This is a genomic window from Acinetobacter sp. YH12049 (assembly GCF_013419875.1).
GTDB classification, from domain to species: domain Bacteria; phylum Pseudomonadota; class Gammaproteobacteria; order Pseudomonadales; family Moraxellaceae; genus Acinetobacter; species Acinetobacter amyesii.
In genome coordinates this window covers 1-21146 of record NZ_VOZH01000042.1, presented here as the reverse complement: position 1 = coordinate 21146, position 21146 = coordinate 1, and the positions used below count along the sequence as shown (strand labels likewise).

Annotated in this window: 22 protein-coding genes, 1 pseudogene and 1 riboswitch; of the genes and pseudogenes, 17 read left to right on the top strand and 6 right to left on the bottom strand. The window is 38.7% G+C overall.

Features of this window, described 5'->3' with window-relative positions; genetic code table 11:
• A pseudogene (locus FTU05_RS14840) lies at positions 1-91 on the top strand (IS5/IS1182 family transposase); the annotation flags it as partial.
• Positions 92-110: 19 nt separating this feature from the next.
• Positions 111-707, top strand: coding sequence for a hypothetical protein (locus FTU05_RS14835; protein ID WP_180041481.1), 597 nt, complete (start codon positions 111-113; stop codon positions 705-707).
• Positions 708-1051: 344 nt separating this feature from the next.
• On the opposite strand, the gene ybaK is transcribed toward FTU05_RS14835, so the two are convergent.
• On the bottom strand, positions 1052-1519 hold the full coding sequence (gene ybaK, locus FTU05_RS14830) for a Cys-tRNA(Pro) deacylase (RefSeq protein ID WP_180003791.1): 468 nt from the start codon (positions 1517-1519) through the stop codon (positions 1052-1054).
• 154 nt (positions 1520-1673) lie between these two features.
• Between ybaK and FTU05_RS14825 the strand changes: the two genes are divergently transcribed.
• The 7 genes from FTU05_RS14825 to FTU05_RS14795 all read left to right on the top strand — a co-directional run bounded on the left by FTU05_RS14825 (position 1674) and on the right by FTU05_RS14795 (position 8547).
• Positions 1674-2567 carry an acyl-CoA thioesterase II gene (locus FTU05_RS14825; protein WP_180106831.1) on the top strand — a complete coding sequence of 298 codons (894 nt, stop codon included), beginning with the start codon at positions 1674-1676 and terminating at the stop codon, positions 2565-2567.
• A 90-nt stretch (positions 2568-2657) separates the two neighbouring features.
• Complete coding sequence (locus FTU05_RS14820) at positions 2658-3293, top strand: CDP-alcohol phosphatidyltransferase family protein (RefSeq protein WP_168378667.1); 636 nt, start codon at positions 2658-2660, stop codon at positions 3291-3293.
• A 47-nt stretch (positions 3294-3340) separates the two neighbouring features.
• Entirely contained in the window at positions 3341-5095 is a 1755-nt protein-coding gene (locus FTU05_RS14815; RefSeq protein ID WP_180106833.1) for a bifunctional alpha/beta hydrolase/class I SAM-dependent methyltransferase, read from the top strand.
• Between the two features lie 18 nt (positions 5096-5113).
• Positions 5114-6466, top strand: a complete 1353-nt coding sequence (locus FTU05_RS14810; RefSeq protein WP_180041478.1) for a phosphatase PAP2/dual specificity phosphatase family protein — start codon at positions 5114-5116, stop codon at positions 6464-6466.
• Positions 6463-6891, top strand: coding sequence for a hypothetical protein (locus tag FTU05_RS14805; protein ID WP_180041477.1), 429 nt, complete (start codon positions 6463-6465; stop codon positions 6889-6891). Before FTU05_RS14810 ends, FTU05_RS14805 begins: the two co-directional genes overlap by 4 nt.
• 61 nt (positions 6892-6952) lie before the next feature.
• Positions 6953-7603, top strand: a complete 651-nt coding sequence (locus FTU05_RS14800; RefSeq protein WP_180041484.1) for a 1-acyl-sn-glycerol-3-phosphate acyltransferase — start codon at positions 6953-6955, stop codon at positions 7601-7603.
• Positions 7603-8547: a phosphatidate cytidylyltransferase gene (locus FTU05_RS14795; RefSeq protein WP_111884312.1), complete on the top strand. Its 945-nt coding sequence runs from the start codon at positions 7603-7605 to the stop codon at positions 8545-8547. Before FTU05_RS14800 ends, FTU05_RS14795 begins: the two co-directional genes overlap by 1 nt.
• A gap of 460 nt (positions 8548-9007) precedes the next feature.
• Here the strand turns inward: FTU05_RS14795 and FTU05_RS14790 are convergent, their stop codons facing one another.
• Positions 9008-10213, bottom strand: coding sequence for an alkane 1-monooxygenase (locus tag FTU05_RS14790; RefSeq protein ID WP_180106835.1), 1206 nt, complete (start codon positions 10211-10213; stop codon positions 9008-9010).
• Between the two features lie 181 nt (positions 10214-10394).
• On the opposite strand from FTU05_RS14790, the gene FTU05_RS14785 reads away from it, so the two are divergent.
• Positions 10395-11345 (top strand): AraC family transcriptional regulator, encoded by a 951-nt coding sequence (locus tag FTU05_RS14785; protein WP_180106837.1) that lies wholly within the window; start codon positions 10395-10397, stop codon positions 11343-11345.
• Positions 11346-11670: 325 nt separating this feature from the next.
• On the opposite strand, the gene lpxB is transcribed toward FTU05_RS14785, so the two are convergent.
• A complete protein-coding gene (gene lpxB / locus FTU05_RS14780; RefSeq protein WP_180106839.1) occupies positions 11671-12843 on the bottom strand; it encodes a lipid-A-disaccharide synthase in 1173 nt (390 codons plus the stop codon).
• 106 nt (positions 12844-12949) lie between these two features.
• Positions 12950-13210, bottom strand: coding sequence for a helix-turn-helix domain-containing protein (locus FTU05_RS14775; RefSeq protein ID WP_180106841.1), 261 nt, complete (start codon positions 13208-13210; stop codon positions 12950-12952).
• Between the two features lie 387 nt (positions 13211-13597).
• On the opposite strand from FTU05_RS14775, the gene FTU05_RS14770 reads away from it, so the two are divergent.
• The 3 genes from FTU05_RS14770 (at position 13598) to FTU05_RS14760 (ending at position 16295) form a co-directional block, all read left to right on the top strand.
• Positions 13598-14494: a sulfite exporter TauE/SafE family protein gene (locus FTU05_RS14770; protein ID WP_078193863.1), complete on the top strand. Its 897-nt coding sequence runs from the start codon at positions 13598-13600 to the stop codon at positions 14492-14494.
• A gap of 127 nt (positions 14495-14621) precedes the next feature.
• Positions 14622-15713, top strand: coding sequence for a 3-deoxy-7-phosphoheptulonate synthase (locus FTU05_RS14765; protein WP_180165846.1), 1092 nt, complete (start codon positions 14622-14624; stop codon positions 15711-15713).
• A gap of 57 nt (positions 15714-15770) precedes the next feature.
• Positions 15771-16295, top strand: coding sequence for a protein tyrosine phosphatase family protein (locus FTU05_RS14760; RefSeq protein ID WP_078191020.1), 525 nt, complete (start codon positions 15771-15773; stop codon positions 16293-16295).
• Here the strand turns inward: FTU05_RS14760 and ispF are convergent.
• Complete coding sequence (ispF, locus tag FTU05_RS14755) at positions 16283-16771, bottom strand: 2-C-methyl-D-erythritol 2,4-cyclodiphosphate synthase (protein ID WP_168378679.1); 489 nt, start codon at positions 16769-16771, stop codon at positions 16283-16285. The genes FTU05_RS14760 and ispF overlap by 13 nt on opposite strands.
• Positions 16772-16871: 100 nt before the next feature.
• Here ispF and FTU05_RS14750 point away from each other — a divergent pair, with 100 nt between their 5' ends.
• The gene (locus tag FTU05_RS14750) at positions 16872-17522 is read left to right on the top strand and encodes a hypothetical protein (protein WP_180106843.1); all 651 of its coding nucleotides are present in this window, start codon (positions 16872-16874) and stop codon (positions 17520-17522) included.
• A 74-nt stretch (positions 17523-17596) separates the two neighbouring features.
• On the opposite strand, the gene FTU05_RS14745 is transcribed toward FTU05_RS14750, so the two are convergent.
• Entirely contained in the window at positions 17597-18838 is a 1242-nt protein-coding gene (locus tag FTU05_RS14745) for a D-amino acid dehydrogenase (protein ID WP_180106845.1), read from the bottom strand.
• Positions 18839-18972: 134 nt separating this feature from the next.
• A riboswitch (glycine riboswitch) is annotated at positions 18973-19063 on the bottom strand.
• Positions 19064-19293: 230 nt separating this feature from the next.
• Here FTU05_RS14745 and FTU05_RS14740 point away from each other — a divergent pair.
• From FTU05_RS14740 to FTU05_RS17970, 3 genes are all read left to right on the top strand, one after another.
• Positions 19294-20067, top strand: a complete 774-nt coding sequence (locus FTU05_RS14740) for a hypothetical protein (protein ID WP_180106847.1) — start codon at positions 19294-19296, stop codon at positions 20065-20067.
• 174 nt (positions 20068-20241) lie between these two features.
• A complete protein-coding gene (locus tag FTU05_RS17975; RefSeq protein WP_257222620.1) occupies positions 20242-20508 on the top strand; it encodes a hypothetical protein in 267 nt (88 codons plus the stop codon).
• Positions 20505-20768 (top strand): hypothetical protein, encoded by a 264-nt coding sequence (locus tag FTU05_RS17970; protein WP_257222621.1) that lies wholly within the window; start codon positions 20505-20507, stop codon positions 20766-20768. The genes FTU05_RS17975 and FTU05_RS17970 overlap by 4 nt, the downstream gene beginning before the upstream one ends.
• The last annotated feature ends 378 nt before the right edge of the window (positions 20769-21146 follow it).

Here is a 21146-nt window from a genome sequence, read left to right as displayed (position 1 = left end):
TAGAGGAATTGCCACAAGATACGATAAGCTAAAACGTAACTATCAAAGCGCTGTTGCTTTAGCTTGTATATTTATATGGTTGCCTCTTTAGCTCAATTTATCGGCTGTAAATGTCAACACACCCTAAAAGGATCTTAGTAAAATTGTGGCAAATTTTACTAACTATTTTTATCTATGCCATTAATAGCAAAATACAAAAACCTTTATCAGTTGTAGGCTTATTTTGGATTTCTCTTGGACAATTTACGCTCAACCTCATAAAACCTGCAGCTAAAGACGCCATTGATTCATCAGAGAAATTTCATAATTTTGAAGTCATAGAACACAGTGAAAAAATTGATAAAATTGTTCAAAGTGGTGGAATTTACTATGCATATTTAGTTGGTTTTTATATTTTATTTTTCACATTTACTTTTTATGTTATTAGTATTGGTAAAGATGCCCGTAAAGCAGCTGAAAATGAATTTAGTAGCACAAAACATAATCAAATTATCATTGACGATACCCTCATTACTGATTGGCTCGAAGCTAAAAAACTAACTATTACATATCCAGCTAAAGCTAAAGTTATCCATTGTGGCACGCAAAAATGTCTAATTGCCCTGCATACATCAAATTTAAAAGATGCGAATGGGCTCAATTTAAATACAAAACAAAACTACTTAATAAAGCTTGTAAACACTGAAAGTTATGTTGAATTAAAATAAAGTTATCTCTCGTGATTTTATGCATAATTAATAAACTTGTACCTGAAATATTATGCAGAAAATTAAGTATCGAACATTTAATCAACACCCCAAACAGCAGCTGAAAATCTAATAGTAAAAGTTGTAATTATCATCAACCAAAATTTTTCGGCTGTTCCGAGATAACTTAATTTTCGCTTAAAAGAGAAGATGAGTTGTGATTATATTCCTAAGCATCTCTTCCGTACACTTGATGCGTCATCGAACCACAAAGCCGCTCAATGCGGCTTTTGTTATTTTATAGATTTTGAAGTGGAAGGTATTCCCTCTAAATTCACTTAAATTTAAGTAGTCAAAAACCACATTTAATCATCAATCACATCAGCAAAGTTTGCGCCCAAAACTTTTGCTAAATCTTCGGGTTTTAAACCAATATCCAAACCACGCTTACCACCACTCACATAGATTTTAGCTAAGTTCTGTGCAGAAGCATCGATCACAGTTTTTAAGCGTTTTTTCTGTCCAACTGGACTAATACCACCTACCAAATATCCGGTTAAACGCTCTGCATCTTTTGGGTCAGCCATTTTGAGTTTTTTACAGCCAAATGCTGTGGCTACTTTTTTCAAATTTAGCTGATATTCAACTGGCAATACGGCAACAAAGTAATTTTTATCGTCCGTAACCATCAAGGTTTTAAAGACTTCTTCGACGGTTAAACCAAGTTTTTCCGCAGCTTCCAAACCAAAACTTTTTGCTTCTGGGTCATGGTCATATTCATGAATTGTAAAGTCGATTTTATTAGATTTTAAGAGTTTACATGCAGGTGTCATTGCTTTTTCGTCATTCCATTCGGACAACTAGGAAAACTCGATTATAAGCCTATTCTAGAAAGACCGGCGAACACTTTTATATTTTTCATGAACATGACTTGTGCAATAAGTTTGAGTTGAATACATTTAAATAAAGCAAAAATTTCAAAAAAATATGACAACGCTGACTCAAGACCTCATCCAATTATTATCTGTAGTGCCCAAAGATCAGGGCTACTTTTTGGCACAGAGCAAACCTCTGTTTGGTGACCATATTTTTGGTGGGCAATTACTTGCTCAGAGCATAGTCAGTGCATCCTTTACCTGCACACTCCCACTCCACTCTTTACATGCCAACTTTATTTCTGCGGGCCTTGCAAATCATCCCGTATTATTTAAAGTCGAAAATTTACGTGATAGCCATAGTTTTTCCACTCGACAAGTGACCGCCATACAGTATGGCAAACCAATATATATGGTGATGTTGTCCTATATGAATAACGAAATGGGTATGGAGTATCAAATACCTGAACCAGATCTGATCCCACAGTTTCCACCAAGTATGCTCAAAGAAGAGCAATTCTATAAATCGCAAATCCAATCATCTATTTCACCTGAATATCTATCCACATTTTTACAGCCTTTTCAGCTTATATCTAAACCAATTGAATACGTGCTGACAGATTTGCCACCGTCCGGTCAAACTTCTGTCTTAAATCAAAATCAATATGCAGAATATTTAAAACTCCATGATGCCTTGGATGCACAATTTGACCAACTTCATATACATCAGGCCATTGCAGCATACTATTCAGACTATAATTTATATTCTGCGGCGCTCAAAACACATGGTTTAAATTATCTGTCTCCTGAACTCATCGCAACTAGTCTTGATCATTCGATGTATTATCATCATGCCTTTCGGGTGGATGATTGGGTTTTCTATGACATGAATACCACCCGAACCTCCCAATCACGTGGGCTTAGTCATGGACAAATGTGGCAAGATGGAAAATTAGTCGCAAGTACTACACAAGAAAACTTAATGCGTTATACAGGCGAATCTTGAGGCCTGTGACAATCTTTAACATTCAAATTCTTGTTAAGTTAAGCATCAATCGTATAAAATTCATGCAAATCATACCGCTATAACAATAATATGCCTTCGATCTACCAGCTTAAGCCTGCATTTCAAAACCTGCTTCGACCTTTGGTTAAATCACTTCATCATCTTGGTATTACAGCAAATCAAGTAACACTACTGGCAATGTTCATTTCGCTAGCTGTGGCATTTTTTATTTATATCTATTTTTCTCACAACGGTATTGGCATTTTACTGTTGATTTTCCCCGTGTGGATGCTTATTCGAATGGGCTTCAATGCCATAGATGGCATGCTGGCACGTGAGTTCAACCAACAATCCAAACTCGGTGCTTTTTATAATGAATTATGTGATGTGATTTCCGACTCAGCACTCTATTTTAGTTTAATTTGTTTTGCTTTTATTCAAGCTGAATTACTTATTTTAACCTGTTTTCTCGCCATACTTGCCGAATATACCGGTGTGATGGCGCCATTAGTGGGGCAAGAACGTCGTTACGATGGTCCAATGGGAAAAAGTGACCGCGCTTTTGTATTTAGCATCATCTGCGTCATCATCGTGACCTCTTCTATATTGAATGTTGGCTTAAATACATTGTCTCTTATCTGCAATAGTATTTTGATTATTACCATCTTTTTATTATTTATTACGATTTATAACCGCATTAAAAATAGCATTATCAACCCACAATAAATTTCAGTTTAGATCGTCAGTCGATTCATTATTTTGAGAACAACACAATGTATAACAATACTCAGCATACCTTTACGAGCCATGATGGAACATCCTTGTTTTATCAACATTGGGAAAATAGCAGTTTAAAAAGCAACCGTAAGAAAAAAGCGGTGATCTTATTTCATCGTGGCCATGAACATTCGGGACGAATGGCGCATTTGGTCAATGAATTGAATTTGCCTGATTTTGATTTTTTCGCTTGGGATGCGCGAGGTCACGGTAATACTCCTGGTGAACGAGGAGATGCACCGAGCTTTTCTGCATGCGTTCAAGACATTCAATATTTTGTTCAGCATATAGAACAAAATTACCAAATTCGATCAGAAAATATAGCAATTGTAGCTCAAAGCGTTGGCGCTGTTTTAGCCGCGACATGGGTGCATGATTATGCCCCTAAAATTCGTGCTTTATGCCTTGCCTCGCCTGCATTTGACATCAAACTGTATGTGCCTTTTGCAAAACCCGGCTTAACACTCCTCAACAAATTCGCCGGCAACTTTTTTATCAATAGTTATGTCAAAGCCAAAATGTTGACGCACGATACTGCACGTGCGCAAAGTTATGACACAGACCCGCAGATCGCTCGGGCCATATCAGTCCGGATGCTGCTGGGTCTATATGCAGCGTCAGATCGAATCGTTAAAGATGCACAAAATATTTTTGTTCCTACACAGGTTTTATGTTCGGGATCTGACTACGTGGTGCATCAAAAACCGCAATTGGCGTTTTATCAAAAACTCCCTCATCCAATGAAGGAATTTCACATCTTAGATGGTTTTTATCATGATACCTTGGGTGAAAAACATCGCAAAATCGCCACAGATAAAATCCATCGCTTTATTCAACAATGTTTTAAACAACCCTATTCCGCACTTAAACTTTTAGATGCCGATAAAATTGGCCCGAGCTGTGCTGTAGCAGAAACCTTAAGTTCAACGCTTCCAAAACACTCTTTAAAACATGCATTTTGGAGCTTAACCAAACAAAATCTTAAAATTGGTAGTCTCTTTTCTAAAGGTTTAAAAATTGGTGAAGATACAGGATACGACTCTGGCAGCACCTTAGATTTTGTCTACAGAGATCAATCAGAAAGCCAAAATGCTCTCGGTAAAATCATCGATCGACAATATTTAAATGCGATTGGTTGGCGTGGTATTCGCGTTAGAAAACAAAATATTGAAGCGCTATTAACGAAATATGCTTCTAAGTTAAATGATGCACAACACGCAGTACGGATTATGGATATTGCAGCAGGTCATGGCCGTTATATTTTAGATGCTGTACAAAAACTGCCTGAGCAGCCTGAATCCATCCTGCTTAGAGACTATAGCTCGATCAATGTACAAGCGGGTCAAGCAATGATTGAGCAAAGAGGTTTAAGCCAGATTGCCAAGTTTGTAGAAGCGGACGCCTTTGATGCCACTTCTTTAGCCAGTGTTGAACCTAAACCGACTTTAGCTGTGGTATCAGGTTTATACGAATTATTTAGTGATAATGATTTACTTAGACAGTCCTTATCAGGCTTAAGTCAAGCCATTGAGAAAGATGGTTATCTCATCTACACAGGTCAAATTTGGCATCCGCAACAAGAATTTATCGCCCGTGCCCTGACCTCACATCGCCAAGGAGATGCATGGGTGATGCGTTTACGCTCACAAGCAGAAATGGATACATTAGTTGAGCAAGCTGGTTTCAAAAAAATCGATCAAGTTATTGATGAGTTTGGTATTTTCACCGTTTCCGTTGCACAAAAAATTTAAGCTTGGACGGTCAATCTTATGCATAAACTGGATACTGAAAAAGGAACTTGGAAATACGGCCTACTGTGTTTGGCATTTCTGGCACCTTTTTTCTTCTTAAGTTATGGTTTTGCCAATCAATACGCTGCGGGCTTAGCTTCCGTACCTGTTATCGTCTTTGAATGGGAAAAATATATTCCACTTTGGCCATGGAGTATTGTGCCTTATTGGTCGATTGATCTGTTCTATGGTTTATCTTTATTACTTTGTTGGAATAAGTTTGAATTAAAACAACATGTACTGCGACTATTTTCAGCACAAATCATTTCAATCAGCTGCTTTTTACTTTTCCCGCTACGTTTTAGCTTTGAGCGCCCCGAACTCACAGGTTTTTTCGGGCTGTGGTTTGATGTCTTGATGGGCTTTGATAAACCGTTTAATCAAGCACCCTCTCTGCATATTGTGCTACTGGTGATTCTTTGGGATTTTTACCGTCGGCATAGCACAGGTAAGCTAAAATATCTGGTAGATGGTTGGTCCTTTTTGATTGGTCTCTCAGTTCTAACCACTTGGCAGCACCATTTTATAGATATCCCAACGGGTTTATTGGTCGGTGCCTTATGTTTATGGCTATTCCCGATGTCCTGTCCTACGCCATGGACTCAAAACAGCCAGAGTCGGCTAAGCTTAAAGCACATTAAAATCGGCATCCTTTATCTATTTGCTGCCTTATTTTGTGGCGCAATCGCACATGCAAAAGGTTGGTGGCTTTGGCTGCTCTATCCTGCAAGCAGTCTGCTTTTAGTTGCGTTTGCATATTTATTCAATCGACCCCATTTTTTTCAAAAACTCAGTCATGGTGATATGACCATTGCTGCAAAAATATTGTTTGCGCCTTACTTTGTATTTGCTTGGATCAATAGCCGAATCTGGACCTATCGCCATCCTGAAGATTCTAAAATCATCAAAATCAATCAGAGTTATATTTATTTAGGTCGCTATCCGTCCAAACAGGTCATGCAACAATATGATGCTTTACTCGATTGTTGCGCAGAATTACCCACTTATCCAAAGTGCTCCTATGCTCAACACTTGAGTTTAGACCTAATTCCTTTACAGGCCAATCAGCTGCATCATGCTGTAGAGTCTTTAGAACTATTCTTGAAATCTAATAACAATGATGAAGCACAAAACATCTTGGTCTTCTGTGCTTTGGGATATTCACGAAGTAGTGCTGTAGTTGCCGCATTATTATTGAAACAACATCCTGAATATTCAGTCGAAGATGTTTTACGGATTATTCGCCATAACCGTCCGTGGGTCGTGCTTAAAGCACCGCAAATAAAACATTTAAATACTTATCGTTTAAAACTTAAAGGACTTGCACCATGAATTTACAACTTGTGGTGCTGTCAAAGTTGTTGCAATCCACCACTGGATTGCTCATCTCAGCTTATGTGGCAGCGATCCTCACGCTCTGGCTCATTATCCAGTTTGGTAATGTGATGCTATTCGATTTGCTATATTTATTAATTTGTCTAGTTTTGCTCGGAATACAACATTATTTAAGCCTGAGAATCAAATTTGATTCGGCACTTTTAGCCACTGTCGCTGAATATAGCCAAACCCAAAACCTTGAACAAACCACCAAAGAGTTGGACTTAAGTTTAATCAATCTAAAATTAATGCCTGCAAATAAATGTGGTCGCGCATGGGAGCTGCGTGAATTAGGTTGTCTGGCTTTATTTAAAAGGCAGATCTTTGTGCTTTGCTTGCAATACATCGCATTCATCTGCATATTTTTACTGTATAAATAATTCACAATAATTTGAAGCCATGCCAACTCCATTAGACACTTCAAGGAATGCTCACTCACCAATGAAAGGTAATTTTTTAAGCCGTTCAATTGCTCGCTATATTGCCTTTCTCACTCGTCGTGGTGCGCGGCTGCTCACGGGCGCGCGGAGTCTATGGGTCGGGTGTAAACCTGTAATGAAGCAGCGAATTTATTATGCAAATCATAATAGCCATATCGACTTTATTTTGCTTTGGTCATCACTACCGACAGATCTCAGACGGAATACGCGTCCTGTAGCGGCTTCGGATTATTGGCTAAAAGATGGCTTTCGACGTTTTCTCATTCAAGATACGTTTACTGGCGTCACTATTCAGCGAAATCGAGAGCAAAATCAAGATCCATTAGAACCGATCAAAACCGTATTAGCACAAGGTGACTCGATTATTTTCTTTCCTGAAGGCACTCGGAATTTAAATGATGACGTTGAATTATTAGAGTTTAAAAGCGGTTTATTCCATCTCAAAAATCAATTTCCTGATGTTGAAATTGTACCGGTGTGGATCTCAAATTTAAAACGTGTCATGCCTAAAGGTGCGCTAATACCATTGCCATTATTATCTACCGTTATTTTTGGTAAGCCTTTAGAAGTTCATAATGAACAGAGTAAATCCGCGTTTTTAAACTACGCTCAAGAAGAACTACTCAAATTAAAAGCATTGGAGTATCAATAATGGAATTCACCAATGCGCAAATGACTTATGTATTGTTTGGTATCTTTGCGATTATTTTGATTATTGCCTCAACCATTGGCTCAATACTAAAATTTAAAGCGGGTTATGCACCTGCACCGGTCATCGACAATTTAAATGCGCGGATCAATGCATGGTGGGTCATGTTGTTGGTACTTGGTGTAGCAATTTCATTAGGCAAAATTGCCTTTGTGATCCTGTTTGCGTTGATTTCACTCTTTGCTTTACGTGAATTTATCAGCTTGCTCCCAACCCGTCGCGGTGATTATCTTCCTTTGCTGATCGCTTTTTATTTTGTCATCCCTTACCAGTATTACTTGGTGTATATCGACTGGTACGGGCTATATTCTATTTTTATTCCGCTGTATGTGTTTCTTCTTATCCCTATCGCTACACTCAAAGCTGAAGATACCACGCGATTTTTGGAGCGTAGCTCAAAAATTCAATGGGGACTGATGATCAGCGTATTCTGTATTTCGCATGTACCTGCGCTATTAAACCTCAAACTTCCCGGATTTGAAGGTGAAAAAATTTGGCTAGCGATCTGGCTGATCATGGTGGTACAAGCCTCCGATGTTTTGCAATATGTCTGTGGCAAGCTATTTGGAAAACACAAAGTCGCACCGATACTTTCACCATCTAAGACCGTTGAAGGTTTAATCGGAGGCATTGCTTTAGCCACTACACTAGGCGTAGCTATGTCATGGCTTACACCCTTTAGCTATCTACAGGCTGCATGTATTGGTTTTATTGTTTGTATATTTGGTTTCTTTGGTGGACTTGTCATGTCAGCCATTAAACGCGATCGTGGTGTAAAAGATTGGGGACAGCTCATCCAAGGCCATGGTGGCATGCTCGACCGAATTGATTCCATCTGCTTTTCTGCACCGATTTTTTTCCACATTTTGCGCTATTGGTGGTCTTAAGAAATGACTAAGTTTTAAACAGAAAATTTGGGATCTTAAATGGTGTTACGCACGTAGAATTAATTTCACATTTTAAAAATGATTTTTAAGTCTATGCGACAGTGTCTTACATCTAAGGATTGAATAAAGGTATTAGCCTTCGGCTGGAGATACTCTTACGAAACGTTGTTTCTCATTCGGCAAAGTGAGAAGCGAAGCTTCGAAAGGAAACCATCTTGCGGTGCAATGCACCTCACCGACAAAACTCGTTCACTAGCGTCAAATTATTCAAAGAATCGCAGAAACATTTTTGATTACAATAAGTCTTGTCTCAAACAATTGCGGATGACGTTACCGTGTATCGTTCTTTTATTTGAATCAACGTGCGCTTCTGATATTACTGCGTAGCATCGGTTAATAATACGCACAATAAAAAATCCCAAGTAAACAAGCTTGGGATTCTTCTTATCAGGTATTCGATTTAAACGTCTGAAATTGCAAACTTTTTAAAAATACTTGCACGACGTTTAGGATGAATATTGGCTTTAGTTAAATCACCTTGATAGTGATCATAGACACGTTTATCCATCATCTTAAACCAAATAGAGGGTACTAAAGCAGGAATTAGCATAGTGGCATAGCCGCTAGGCAACTCTGGCGCTTCGTCAAAATGTCTTAAAGCCTGAAAAGGGCGAGTTGGATAAGCATGATGGTCTGAATGTCGCTGTAATTGATACAAAAATAGATTGGTCACAATATTATTGTTATTCCAACTATGTTCAGGCATGGTGCGCGCATAGCTTCCATCTGTTTTTTGCTCACGCTTCAGGCCATAATGTTCAATATAATTAATAATTTCAAAAAGGCTGATTCCATAAAAGGCCTGTGTAACTAAATACGGTGTCACGCCTTTACCAAACATTTTCAGCATCGATGCATGAAAACCTGCACTCATCGCCCAACCATGAAACAGCTCATTGTCCTTCGAAAAGAAACTTAAACCTTTTCGTTTTAAGCGTTGTTTTTCAATCTGCACCGCCGATTTTATTCCACCAAATACAGTGCGTGGCCAAAACTCATAAAAGGTTTCGCCCATTTTTGAAGAAGCAGGATCTTCAGGCGTTGCCGCACGTTTATGGTGTCCATATGGATGTTCTATACGGAAATGGCTATAACCCAAAGGTGCGAGCGTCGCATGTGCCCAATAATGGTCTTTTTTTTGTGGTCGATGGCAGAGTTCATGTGCTGTATTTACACCGACGCCATTGATGGCACCCATCGAAACCCCAAGTAGAACTTGATCTAATAATGAAACATCTTTACGGGTAACAACATAGCCTGCAAAAGCATTCGCTGCCATTTGCAGTGGAATAAATAATTTGACGATCCGATCATAATAGGGATCATTCACTAAAACTTTGATGTCATCATCTGTCGGGTTATTGGCATCATCACCGATCAATGCATCCAGTGCAGGAATAATGACATGCAGTAGAAGCGGCCCACCCATGGCAAATAGTTTTTTTGTCGATTTTGGACCAAAATGATAACCCGCCAAGATCCCCATACCAATGACTGGTAAACCTGGACTCAATAGCCAACCATAACGTTTTTTATCTAAAACACTACCGATTTTGCTTTCTAACTGAGCGAGCTGCTGTTCATTTAATTTTACTGGTGCATTCATGCGCTAGACTTCCCTAATTACTTCTTCTGTGTTTATATTCGTAAAATATGGGCAGCCAGAACAGTTTTAAGCGTCCAAAAAAACTATGCGATCGTCTTTGGCATTTAAGGATAAATGTTGACCTTTAAACACATAGTGACCATCTATAAATACAAAATTAATATGAGTAAATATTTGAAATATGGATGCTTTAAGTAAAATTTTTGATGATATCCATCTCCACCGATCTGAATATATTTATTTGAGATCAAAGCATCCTTGGGCTTTTCATTTTCAAGATAACAATGCCATGGTTGCGTATGTGGTGATTCAAGGTCAGTGTGTTGTGCATATAGATCAAGAGCAGGTCTTACTTGAAGCTGGCGATCTTTGCCTTATTCCCTCAGGGCAAAATCATTACTGCAAATCTATACAGTCTGATGTCTTGGTCGAATCAATAAACATCACGCCACTGTTTCAAGAGCAACGAAATAAAACCATTGAATTAAATTCTACCGAATCTCATGAAGCAGAAGAATTATTTGTACTAGCGATCCGTGGACATGTCGACAGTATTATGGCAAAGCCTTTAGTGAATGCACTCCCCACGCTGTTACATACACCACATATCATAAGCAGTACCGCACCGGAATGGTTGCAAATTGGCTTACATTTTCTGGCCGTTGAAGCGCATCAGATACGTCCAGGCCGTGACAAAATTTTGGATCATTTGGTGAGTATTTTATTTATCGAATGTGTGCGTGATTATATTGCAGCCTTGTCAGATTCAAGCAGTTGGTTGCATGCCTTAAGTCATCCTGAATTATCCAACGCTTTGGCAGCGATTCATGAACAACCACAGCATGCTTGGACTGTCGAAAGCTTGGCAGAACAATGTTGCATGTCACGTTCTAAATTTGCCAGTTTATTCACTCAAATGCTTGGTGAATCACCACTCGCCTATTTGCAGCAACATCGTTTGCGACTGGCGACACAGCACTTACAAATGGGGCAACTGACTATTCAGCAAATTGCCCATCGTATCGGTTACTCATCTGAAACGGCATTTAGCCAAACTTTTAAAAAGTTTTATGATCTCACACCGAGCCAGTATCGACAGCAGCATCAGCTCTCAAAAGCTGAGTCACCTTAGAGGTTTATTTAACTGACGTTACGCACATAAAAGTAATTTTGCATTTTTAAAATGATTTTTAATTTTATTCGACGGAGTCTTACATCTAGGGATTGAATAAAGGGATTAGCCTTCGGCTGGAGGTACTCTTACGAAACGTTGTTTCTCATTCGGCAAAATGAGAAGCGAAGCCTCGCAAGGAAACCATCTTACGGTGCAATGCACCTCACCGACAAAACTCGTTCAATAGCGTCAAATTACTCAAAGTATCGCAAAAACTTTTTTGATTAGAAGTAGTCCTGCGTCGAACAGTTGCGGATGACGTTACCGTGTATCATACTTTTATTTAATTTAAAAGCTTTAAAATCGCTTCCACAGGATTTTCACTGTTGCCTGAAAGCAGTTGTTTATGCATGGTGATGTGCTGCATCACTTGAATTTGCGATTTTTCAACATCCATCAAGCTTTCAATTTCTGCTGCTAATTTTTCAGGCGTTGCATCATGTTGGATGAGTTCCTGAATCACCTTTTTGCCCGCAATAATATTTGGCAATGAATAATACGGAATTTTGATCAGCAATTTCACCACATGATAGGTCAGCCAATTTAACTTATAAAAAGTCACCATTGGACGATGTAAAAGCATCGCTTCTAAGGTTGCCGTTCCTGATGCTAAAGCGACAATATTCGATGCGTTCATCACCTGACGGCCAATTTTAGATTCGGTATCGGTGTTTTCCATCAAGCGAACTTTGGCTTGTAATGCTTCAGGATACTGCTTGAGCAACAATTCGATTTGCTGTTTACGTGCATCATTAATTGCAGGAATCAGGAACACATAGTCTGGATGCTGCTCCGTCAAAATCTGTGCGGCAGATAGTACCAAAGGCCCTAAGCGCTCAATTTCACCGCGACGGCTGCCCGGAAGTAATGCAATGTGTTTTTGATGCTCATCTAAGCCTAACTCGTGTTTAGCCGCAACGAGTGGATTATCTAAAGGCAACTGACTTGCCAATGGGTGTCCGACAAATGCAGCGGGAACTTGCCATTTTTGGAAAAACGCTTTTTCGAAAGGAAATAAACAAAGGACTAAATCGATACTCGCCTTGATGCCATGCACACGGCCTTGGCGCCACGCCCACACTGAAGGGCTAACATATTGCACTGTTTTAATTGGTAGCTGTTTTTGCTTCAAGCTCTTAGATAAACGTAAATTAAAATCCGGTGCATCAATCCCCACAAAAACATCGACAGGGTTTTCAGTCCATTTTTCAACCAGACCATCGCGTATAGCAAAGAGTTTTTTAATATCTTTTAAGACCTCAACAATCCCCATTACCGATAAAATATCCATCGGATAATAGCTATTAAAACCTTCTGCAATCATTTGCGGACCGCCGATGCCTTCAAATTCCGCATCAATCCCTTGCTCTCGAAAACTGCGGATAAGCTTGGCGCCTAATGTATCCCCGGATACTTCCCCAACCACGATGCCAATTTTAAGTTTCCGATTTTGCAAAAGTCTGTCCTTTTAACTCAATGTTCTTTAGCTATAGATTCTATACGAGTCCTTCGCAAAGTTAATAGATTTCCTGAAAAAAGCTGCACGGTTTTAATTCACCATTTTAAGAATATTCATCACTGTTACTTAGCTGCTGATTAAAATTTTTCCGCCAATGGTTCGGATTTGTGCCGTATTTATTCTTAAACAATTTACGAAATAGCACTGCTGTATTAAAACCTGCACTTTCCGCAATTTTATCAATCGAATAATCTGTCACTTCAAGCAATTCAGCCGCATATCGCAGTCTTTCATTATTTAACCAAGTGACAATTGGTAGCCCTGTCGCATGTTTAAAATGTCTAGTTAGTGTCCTTCTACCCATATTCGAATAATGGCGAAACCTTATCTTTTTAAGGCGTATGAGACTTAGCAGCAGTGGAATTTATATACACTGTTGCTTATATCGATAAATATCAAATCAAAAGTTTAGAATTGAAAACCTACAGTGCATTTAGGTATTGGATATCCACTTCAGATATTCAAAGCCTTATATTCAAAATATATGATTTCACTGCAGCATAATCTCCATTTGAACTATTAACTACTTGAGAAAACCATAATCAATAACTTAGTTTAGATAAAATTCATTTATTTCAAAATTAAAGACATTCTTTATCTATTTTTTTCACAAGCAAATCACTAATCGAGACAACGACTTATATCAATTAATCATAAGATATGCACGTTTTTTGATATTTGGCATTCAGCGATGGTCGGTCCTTTAGAGTTCATTCTGGCAGGTGTAATTGTAGGTTTCTGCGTAGGTATTACCGGTGTTGGTGGTGGTTCATTGATGACCCCGATCCTGATTAGCCTATATAAAATTGAACCCCACATTGCGATCGGTACAGATCTACTGTATGCCGCAATTTCAAAATTTTGTGGTTCTTTAGTCCATGCCCGTAAAATGAATATCGTTTGGACCATTGTCATTTGGCTTGCAGTCGGCAGTATCCCTGCGTCATTTGCGACCCATTGGGTACTTGAAAACTATTTAAGCCAATCGACACATTACAAAACCGTGTTAACCATGTTTTTGGGTTTTATGCTGACGATTACTGGGATCTCAATTATTTTCCGTGGTCATATCGAAAAATTCTTTAATAAATTTCGAAAAACTGATCAGTTGGATGATATGAGTGCGGATCTTGAACGTATCAATTTCCAAGCTAAAAATAAGCGTGCATATATCATCATCATGGGCATTATTTTAGGCGTATTCGTTACCCTATCGTCTGTTGGTGCAGGTGCTTTCGGTATTATGGCATTGGTACTCATGTTCCCTAATTTACCAATGATTCGAATTATTGGTTCAGACGTCGTACATGCCGTGCTTCTTACACTGGTTGCTGGCTTGGGTCATATGAGCTCAGGTAATGTCGATTTTCATTTATTGGGTTGGTTATTGGTGGGTTCTATTCCTGCAATTGTGGTCGGAACTTTAATCAGCTCACGTTTACCTGAAAAAGTCATTCGTAAAGTCTTAGGCATTACCTTGTTTGTTTTAGGCATGAATTTCATCATTAATCCAGTAAAATCAAAACCTGTTGAAAAACCAACAACTGCAATGTTGATCGCACCGACGGTGAATAGTCAGCAGGTTTAAATTAACTGCCCGATTCATCACTTTTTTTTCAGAGACTTATTGATCTTTTTTATAACATTTGAATGCTATATTCATGTTATATTCGGCTCACGAAACAACCTTTTGTATAATCAAACCAGTGACGGCAATGAATACTTTACAGTCAAATTCTATTACCCAAAACGACATTGATGACGTGAATGTAAAAAGCATTCAGCCTCTTGTTACTCCTGCAGAACTAAAAAAAGAGCTACCTCTGACTGAAACTGCCTATCAAACAGTCCTTAAGGGCCGTGAAACTGTACGTAATATTTTAGATGGAAATGACAAACGTCTTTTTGTTGTCATTGGCCCATGTTCAATTCACGACACAGTCGCTGCACATGATTATGCTGAGCGTTTAAAAGTTTTAAGCGACAAAATCCAAGATACGATCTATGTCGTGATGCGTGTGTATTTTGAAAAACCACGTACCACTGTTGGTTGGAAAGGTCTAATTAATGACCCTGACATGAACGATTCTTTCAACATCGAAAAAGGCTTACGTATTGGTCGTAAACTTTTACTTGAATTGAATGAAAAAGGTTTGCCTTGTGCAACTGAAGCGCTCGATCCAAACTCACCACAGTACTACCAAGATCTTATCTCTTGGTCAGCAATTGGTGCGCGCACCACTGAAAGCCAAACACATCGTGAAATGTCTTCTGGCCTGTCTTCACCTGTGGGCTTTAAAAATGGTACAGATGGCGGTTTAACCGTTGCGACCAATGCCATGCAATCTGTTAAACATGGTCATAGCTTCTTGGGCTTAAGCGACCAAGGTCAAGTTTCTGTTATTCGTACCAGTGGTAACCCTTATGCACACGTTGTACTCCGTGGCGGTAACGGTAAACCAAACTACGACGCAGGTTCTGTTGCAGATGCAGAGGCGGCATTAGCCAAAGCAAAAGTTAGTGGCAAAATCATGATTGATACCAGTCATGCAAACTCAAACAAAGACCCGTACCTACAACCCCTTGTTCTGAAAAATATTACTGAACAAATCCTTGACGGAAACAAGTCAATCGTGGGTATTATGGTAGAAAGTCACTTAAAAGGTGGTCGTCAGGATATTCCTGCCAACCTATGTGACCTCGAATATGGTAAATCAGTGACTGATGGCTGTATCGATTGGGATACGACTGAAAAAGTCTTGTTAGAGATGCATGAAGCACTTAAAGACGTGTTACCGACACGCTAAGTGAATGAAAAACGCCATCTTCGAGATGGCGTTTTACTTTGAAGGATTATTTGTCAGATGAATGAAATCGAAAATGCGTTAAGTCACATTGAAAACTTCCAATATATACATGAACACTTATTAACGTCCGGTCAACCATCTCCTTCTGAGCTTCAAACGATCAAAGAATATGGTGTTTCAACAGTTATCAATTTAGCCTTGACCGATGCATCCAATCATATCGAGCATGAAGACCGCATTTGCCTAGATCTAGGCCTGAACTACATCCAAGTTCCAATCTCTTGGGATACCCCTTCAGATGATCAATGCCTTTTAGTACTCGATATGATTGACCATTTGGTTCAAGGTCAAACGGTTTGGCTGCACTGTGCAAAAAACTTCCGTGTCAGCAGTTTGATGTATTTATATCGTCAATACTATATGGATGTTGATATGCCAAAGGCTCAAGATTTGATGCATCAAATTTGGGAACCCAATGAAACATGGACAGGTTTAATCCATGCGGTTGCCTTACAACTTCAAGGCCGTAAAGCAACTCAAGATTTACAACATGCGCTGATCCATCCAGATCATTTTGCGTGAGAAATCAGTACTGTTGCAGTAGAAAGAATACCTTCTTGGCGACCAGTAAACCCTAATTTTTCGGTGGTGGTCGCTTTGATGCTAATTTGTGTAACTTCAACATCCATAACATCTGCGATACTTTGACGCATTTCTAAATTATGTTTTGCTAGTTTAGGGCGCTCACAAGCCACGGTAATATCAGCATTATTAAGTACATATCCACGATCTAAAATCAGTTGGTAGACGTGTTTTAAAAGTACTCGACTATCGGCACCTTTAAATTTTGGATCTGTATCTGGAAAATGCTGACCTATATCTCCAAGTGCCAAAGCACCTAATAATGCATCACAAAGCGCGTGCAGTACCACATCACCATCTGAATGTGCTTTGAGTCCATGTGTATGTGGAATTTGAACACCAGCAAGCGTTACAAAGTCACCTTCTTCAAATGCATGCACATCCATGCCCTGACCGATACGAATTTGAGCTATCATGCTTGAGTTCCTTGAGAAAATAATGATTGAAATCTTGTATTCACGCTTTCTATTTCGCTATAGTGTGGGCAAGCGCAACATAGTGAAAGTATAAGCGATCATGCTGTTGAAAACTGAAATAAATATCATCAAAAAATTCGGACTGGTTCTGCTAATAGGTTCTGGCCTAGCGACGTTTACGCATGCAGAAAATATAGACTGTGATCATGCCAATACTCAGGCAAAAAAAAATTACTGTTCTAACGGTTTTGAAGAACAACGTGAAAAGCTAGATGGGCTTTTTTTAACAGCGCAGTTGATTACCGATGCCCCAATACGCTTACTGATAGATACGCAAAAATTATGGTATAGCCGAGTTCAGCAATGCAAAAACTTGGAGTGTTTTAAACAACAATTTGAGCTTCGCCATGAAGATTTGAATATCTACACCTCGATGAACCAAAGTTTAACGCAGCATTATCTGAAATTTGAAAATGGTCATTTTGCGACATCACCTGTACATTTAAAGGTACATCAACTAGGCAAAGACAGCATCAAAATTGAAGGCATTGCCTATCGTAATCCGAACAATCGAGTCGAAACACAAACCATCCCATTTTTAGCTTACACAACACCCGAACAAAAAAATCAAATCACCGATAATGAACACGACTGCAAATATCAGTTCAATTACAGTAAAGCCTTACTGTCAGTAAAAACCGAACAAAAAGGCTGTGAACGTTTTGCAGGGATTTATCGTTTATATGATTAAGATCAAATTCGAATGACTTAGAAACATCAAAAAGCCTCAACATTGAGGCTTTTTTGATGTCTACAATATGTCTATTAAATTGGATGTGTTTGCCGCACTTGCTGGCTAATCATCGCAGCTGTTGCCGCAGATAAGGTCCATCCAAGGTGACCATGCCCTGTATTATAGAAAATATGATCTCGCTTACCTGCATGTACTACAGGCATCATATTGGGCATCATTGGTCGTAAACCCGCCCATGGCACCACATGTTCTGTTGATAGATTAAAGTTACGATTCGACCAATCAATTAAGGGCTGAATGCGATCTGCACGAATGTCTCGGTTATAGCCATTAAACTCTGCCGTGCCTGCAACACGGAGTCGATTTGCACCTAAGCGTGAAGTCACAATTTTGGCACTTTCATCCAACAGACTTACCCAAGGCGCATTGGTCTGACTTTGTTCATCATTTAAGTTTATGGTAATTGAATATCCTTTGACTGGATAGACATTTACACGGTCACCGAGTTTATGCGCAAGTTCATAACTGCCTACACCACCACAGACCACCACAGCATCTGCCTCAAGTAAGGTATTTGCATCAGGATGTTCCATATTTTCATCACTGGCTTTTAACTGAACATTGACACCTTTTGCATGATGTTCAAAGTCAGTCACCTCAAAGCCCCACATATATTTCACATCAAAGCGTTCTGTTGCTTTGGCAAGCTGCGTCGTAAATTTATGGATGTCGCCCGTGGCGTCCCCTGGGCAATAAAATCCACCATAGTATTCACCTGTCAGACTAGGCTCAATATCACGGATTTCAGCTAATGTCACAGGATGACGCTCTAAACCACCTTCACAGAGCATATTATTAACTTGAGTCGCCACCTCATAATCATGTTGATTATGAAAGAAATGTAAAATGCCGCGTTTTTCTAAATCAAACTGTAAGTTTTCATGCTCAGCTATTTCAAATAAACGCTGACGTGCCATCAATGCGAGACGTACAGTCTCGTGAGTATTTTCACGATAATCTTTAATATGTCCCATAAACTCAAAGAGCCATGAATATTTGTGTAGATTAAAACTTGGATTTAATAATAATGGCGCGGTTTTTTGTGACATCCATTTGATGCCTTTCACCACCGTTGCCTTTTGGTTCCAGACTTCAGCATTACACGCAGATAATTGTCCACCATTGGCAAACGACGTTTCCATCGCAGGATAAAGATGTTTATCGACCACAGTGACACGATAACCGAGTAATCCGAGTTCGTAAGCTGTCGTTACCCCAGTAATACCTGCACCAATCACAACTATATGACACATATAGGCTCCTTGGAAATTATATTTCCTATGTTCGCCCCATCTGTCATTGGTACCTGAGAGCTTTGGTTCCTTGCGAAGCAATGTGAACCTTCCCCTTCGGTGAGTAGGTCTAGCCTACTTCTCTCCAGATCTTTTATATGATTACAGTCCTTTTGCCTGAGAGTTTCCTGGGGGAACTTGCTCCTTCGGCGAGCACGATCTGTGCTTCTCTCCTGCAATCATCCATTCGTTTTTATTCGGCATTCATCTTGGTATTGCCTTAGTTAGATATGAGCAATATTTGTACCAAATCTCAAGTCCTATTTGGGTCAATATTGTTAAATATTATTTTTATATCGATTTAAGTTGTTAGGCTAAGTATTTCGACTCAATTTTTTCTACACCTAAATACTTCATCTTTAAAATAAAGGGTTAAAATATTGAATGAATTTTATATCTAGAAAGATTGAAGTTTTATGTCCAATTCAGCACTTTTCTCTTGCTTTGCATCTGTGATCAAAACACATTCTATTGAAGAATTAACTCAAAGTGATTTACTCCGTCTTAAAACTCTGGGAACTATTCAAAGCTTTTATGCACCATTCGAGGCCATAAATCATGATGCAAAAGTGGTCATCGTCGGCATCTGCCCAGGCCAACAACAATGGCGTAATGCATTAATCGCAGCGAAGGACAGCTTAGAACAGCAATTATCTGAGGAAAACATTCTTAAACTTGCCAAGAATAGTGGTGCTTTTAGTGGCCCTATTCGTAAAAATTTAACTCAACTGCTAGATCATATTGGATTACACAATCAATTAGGCATACAGACCACTGCTGAGCTATTTAGCAATCATCAAGATATAGTGCAAATGTGCTCGGTTTTACAGCAATGCATTTTGGTCAATGGAAAAAATTATGCAGGTTCAACACCCGCAATGCTAAAAAATGAATTATTAAAACAACATATTGATGATTATTTTATTCCTTTGGTTCAACAGCTTCCGAACGCAATTTATATCCCGCTAGGCAAAGGCGTAGATGAGGTTTTAAATTATGTATGTAGCTTAGGCTATTTAAATGATCAACAAATTCTAGCAGGACTTCCCCATCCATCAGGTGCAAATGCTGAACGGATCAAATATTTTTTAGGTGAAAAACCACGTGTTCAATTGTCTCGACAAACCAATCCCGAGCAGATTGATAGCGCAAAATCACAGATCTTGCTTAAGTTATCTAAATTTCAATGAAATAAGATTTACATCACTTAATAATATTTTTTATTAAAATATCGACCACTTATATCAAAGCAGTGCTCGAACAAAACTAGAAAAGTGTGATGTATTTTACTTTTTTGTTTTCCTGTGTGAATATGCGCCAAAATAAATATTGCTCATAAAAATAACGCTAACATGGAAATACGCATGAAAAATTATTTAGTTCTAGGATTTACATTCCTACTACTCACAGGTTGTATTACCGTACCTAAAAATAATCCTGAAACAAGAACCTTGAAGCTAAATGGTGTGAATACCGTTGAAAACAGCAAAGTGATCCAACGAACCATTACTCGAGGTCAGTTACTATGTGAAGCTGGGCAAAAATGTCCTGAACTTGCAATTGATTGGCAAAAAACAAAGGTGAGTATGCACTTTCACTGCATTCTTATGATCAACAGCAGCTTGATATGAGTGAAATATCTTTTGTGATAGACGGCAAAGTTTTGTCTTATCCTGCAATTGGTCAAACAAATTATCGTCGCTTAGATAATTCAAATGTGATTGATTCTTCTAATACCGTGATGATCCCAGATACTGTGCTTAAACAATTTCGGGACGCAAAAAATATTGCTGTGATAATGAATACCAACCAAGGTGAAATCGCACACTATATGTTAAAAAACCAAAAATCTTCAGATGCCTATCGACTATTTTTACGTGCTTATTCTTAAGCTCAAATAGTCTAAAATAAAAATCCCAAAAGTTAGTGTATGTTTTCTTTTGGGATTTTTTATTCATCTCGCTTTATAAATTGATCAAATACATCACATGATCTTTATTTTATTCGTTTAATTAATTGTTTAATTGTCAGTTCACAAATCGGTTGACCCACCTCTAAATGAAGTGGATAAGCTTGATTTTCATCTGTTAGCTTATAGCCACGTCGTTGATAATATTTTATTAATTCTAAACGCTGATCAATCGTAAGCGTCCGCTGAACACACCTTCTGAATTCATCCTATAAGCCTTAATTTAGTCCCCACTTAGAAACAAGTGGGGACTTAAATTTATGACTACAAATCATCAGACATCCATCGCATCTCTTGCGA

Bases quoted from the DNA above. Each gene is read 5' to 3' on its own strand.
- FTU05_RS14835 (WP_180041481.1), top strand. From the start codon at position 111: ATGTCAACACACCCTAAAAGGATCTTAGTAAAATTGTGGCAAATTTTA.
- ybaK (WP_180003791.1), bottom strand. From the start codon at position 1,519: ATGACACCTGCATGTAAACTCTTAAAATCTAATAAAATCGACTTTACA.
- FTU05_RS14825 (WP_180106831.1), top strand. From the start codon at position 1,674: ATGACAACGCTGACTCAAGACCTCATCCAATTATTATCTGTAGTGCCC.
- FTU05_RS14820 (WP_168378667.1), top strand. From the start codon at position 2,658: ATGCCTTCGATCTACCAGCTTAAGCCTGCATTTCAAAACCTGCTTCGA.
- FTU05_RS14815 (WP_180106833.1), top strand. From the start codon at position 3,341: ATGTATAACAATACTCAGCATACCTTTACGAGCCATGATGGAACATCC.
- FTU05_RS14810 (WP_180041478.1), top strand. From the start codon at position 5,114: ATGCATAAACTGGATACTGAAAAAGGAACTTGGAAATACGGCCTACTG.
- FTU05_RS14805 (WP_180041477.1), top strand. From the start codon at position 6,463: ATGAATTTACAACTTGTGGTGCTGTCAAAGTTGTTGCAATCCACCACT.
- FTU05_RS14800 (WP_180041484.1), top strand. From the start codon at position 6,953: ATGAAAGGTAATTTTTTAAGCCGTTCAATTGCTCGCTATATTGCCTTT.
- FTU05_RS14795 (WP_111884312.1), top strand. From the start codon at position 7,603: ATGGAATTCACCAATGCGCAAATGACTTATGTATTGTTTGGTATCTTT.
- FTU05_RS14790 (WP_180106835.1), bottom strand. From the start codon at position 10,213: ATGAATGCACCAGTAAAATTAAATGAACAGCAGCTCGCTCAGTTAGAA.
- FTU05_RS14785 (WP_180106837.1), top strand. From the start codon at position 10,395: ATGGATGCTTTAAGTAAAATTTTTGATGATATCCATCTCCACCGATCT.
- FTU05_RS14775 (WP_180106841.1), bottom strand. From the start codon at position 13,210: ATGGGTAGAAGGACACTAACTAGACATTTTAAACATGCGACAGGGCTA.
- FTU05_RS14770 (WP_078193863.1), top strand. From the start codon at position 13,598: ATGGTCGGTCCTTTAGAGTTCATTCTGGCAGGTGTAATTGTAGGTTTC.
- FTU05_RS14765 (WP_180165846.1), top strand. From the start codon at position 14,622: ATGAATACTTTACAGTCAAATTCTATTACCCAAAACGACATTGATGAC.
- FTU05_RS14760 (WP_078191020.1), top strand. From the start codon at position 15,771: ATGAATGAAATCGAAAATGCGTTAAGTCACATTGAAAACTTCCAATAT.
- ispF (WP_168378679.1), bottom strand. From the start codon at position 16,771: ATGATAGCTCAAATTCGTATCGGTCAGGGCATGGATGTGCATGCATTT.
- FTU05_RS14750 (WP_180106843.1), top strand. From the start codon at position 16,872: ATGCTGTTGAAAACTGAAATAAATATCATCAAAAAATTCGGACTGGTT.
- FTU05_RS14745 (WP_180106845.1), bottom strand. From the start codon at position 18,838: ATGTGTCATATAGTTGTGATTGGTGCAGGTATTACTGGGGTAACGACA.
- FTU05_RS14740 (WP_180106847.1), top strand. From the start codon at position 19,294: ATGTCCAATTCAGCACTTTTCTCTTGCTTTGCATCTGTGATCAAAACA.
- FTU05_RS17975 (WP_257222620.1), top strand. From the start codon at position 20,242: ATGAAAAATTATTTAGTTCTAGGATTTACATTCCTACTACTCACAGGT.
- FTU05_RS17970 (WP_257222621.1), top strand. From the start codon at position 20,505: ATGAGTGAAATATCTTTTGTGATAGACGGCAAAGTTTTGTCTTATCCT.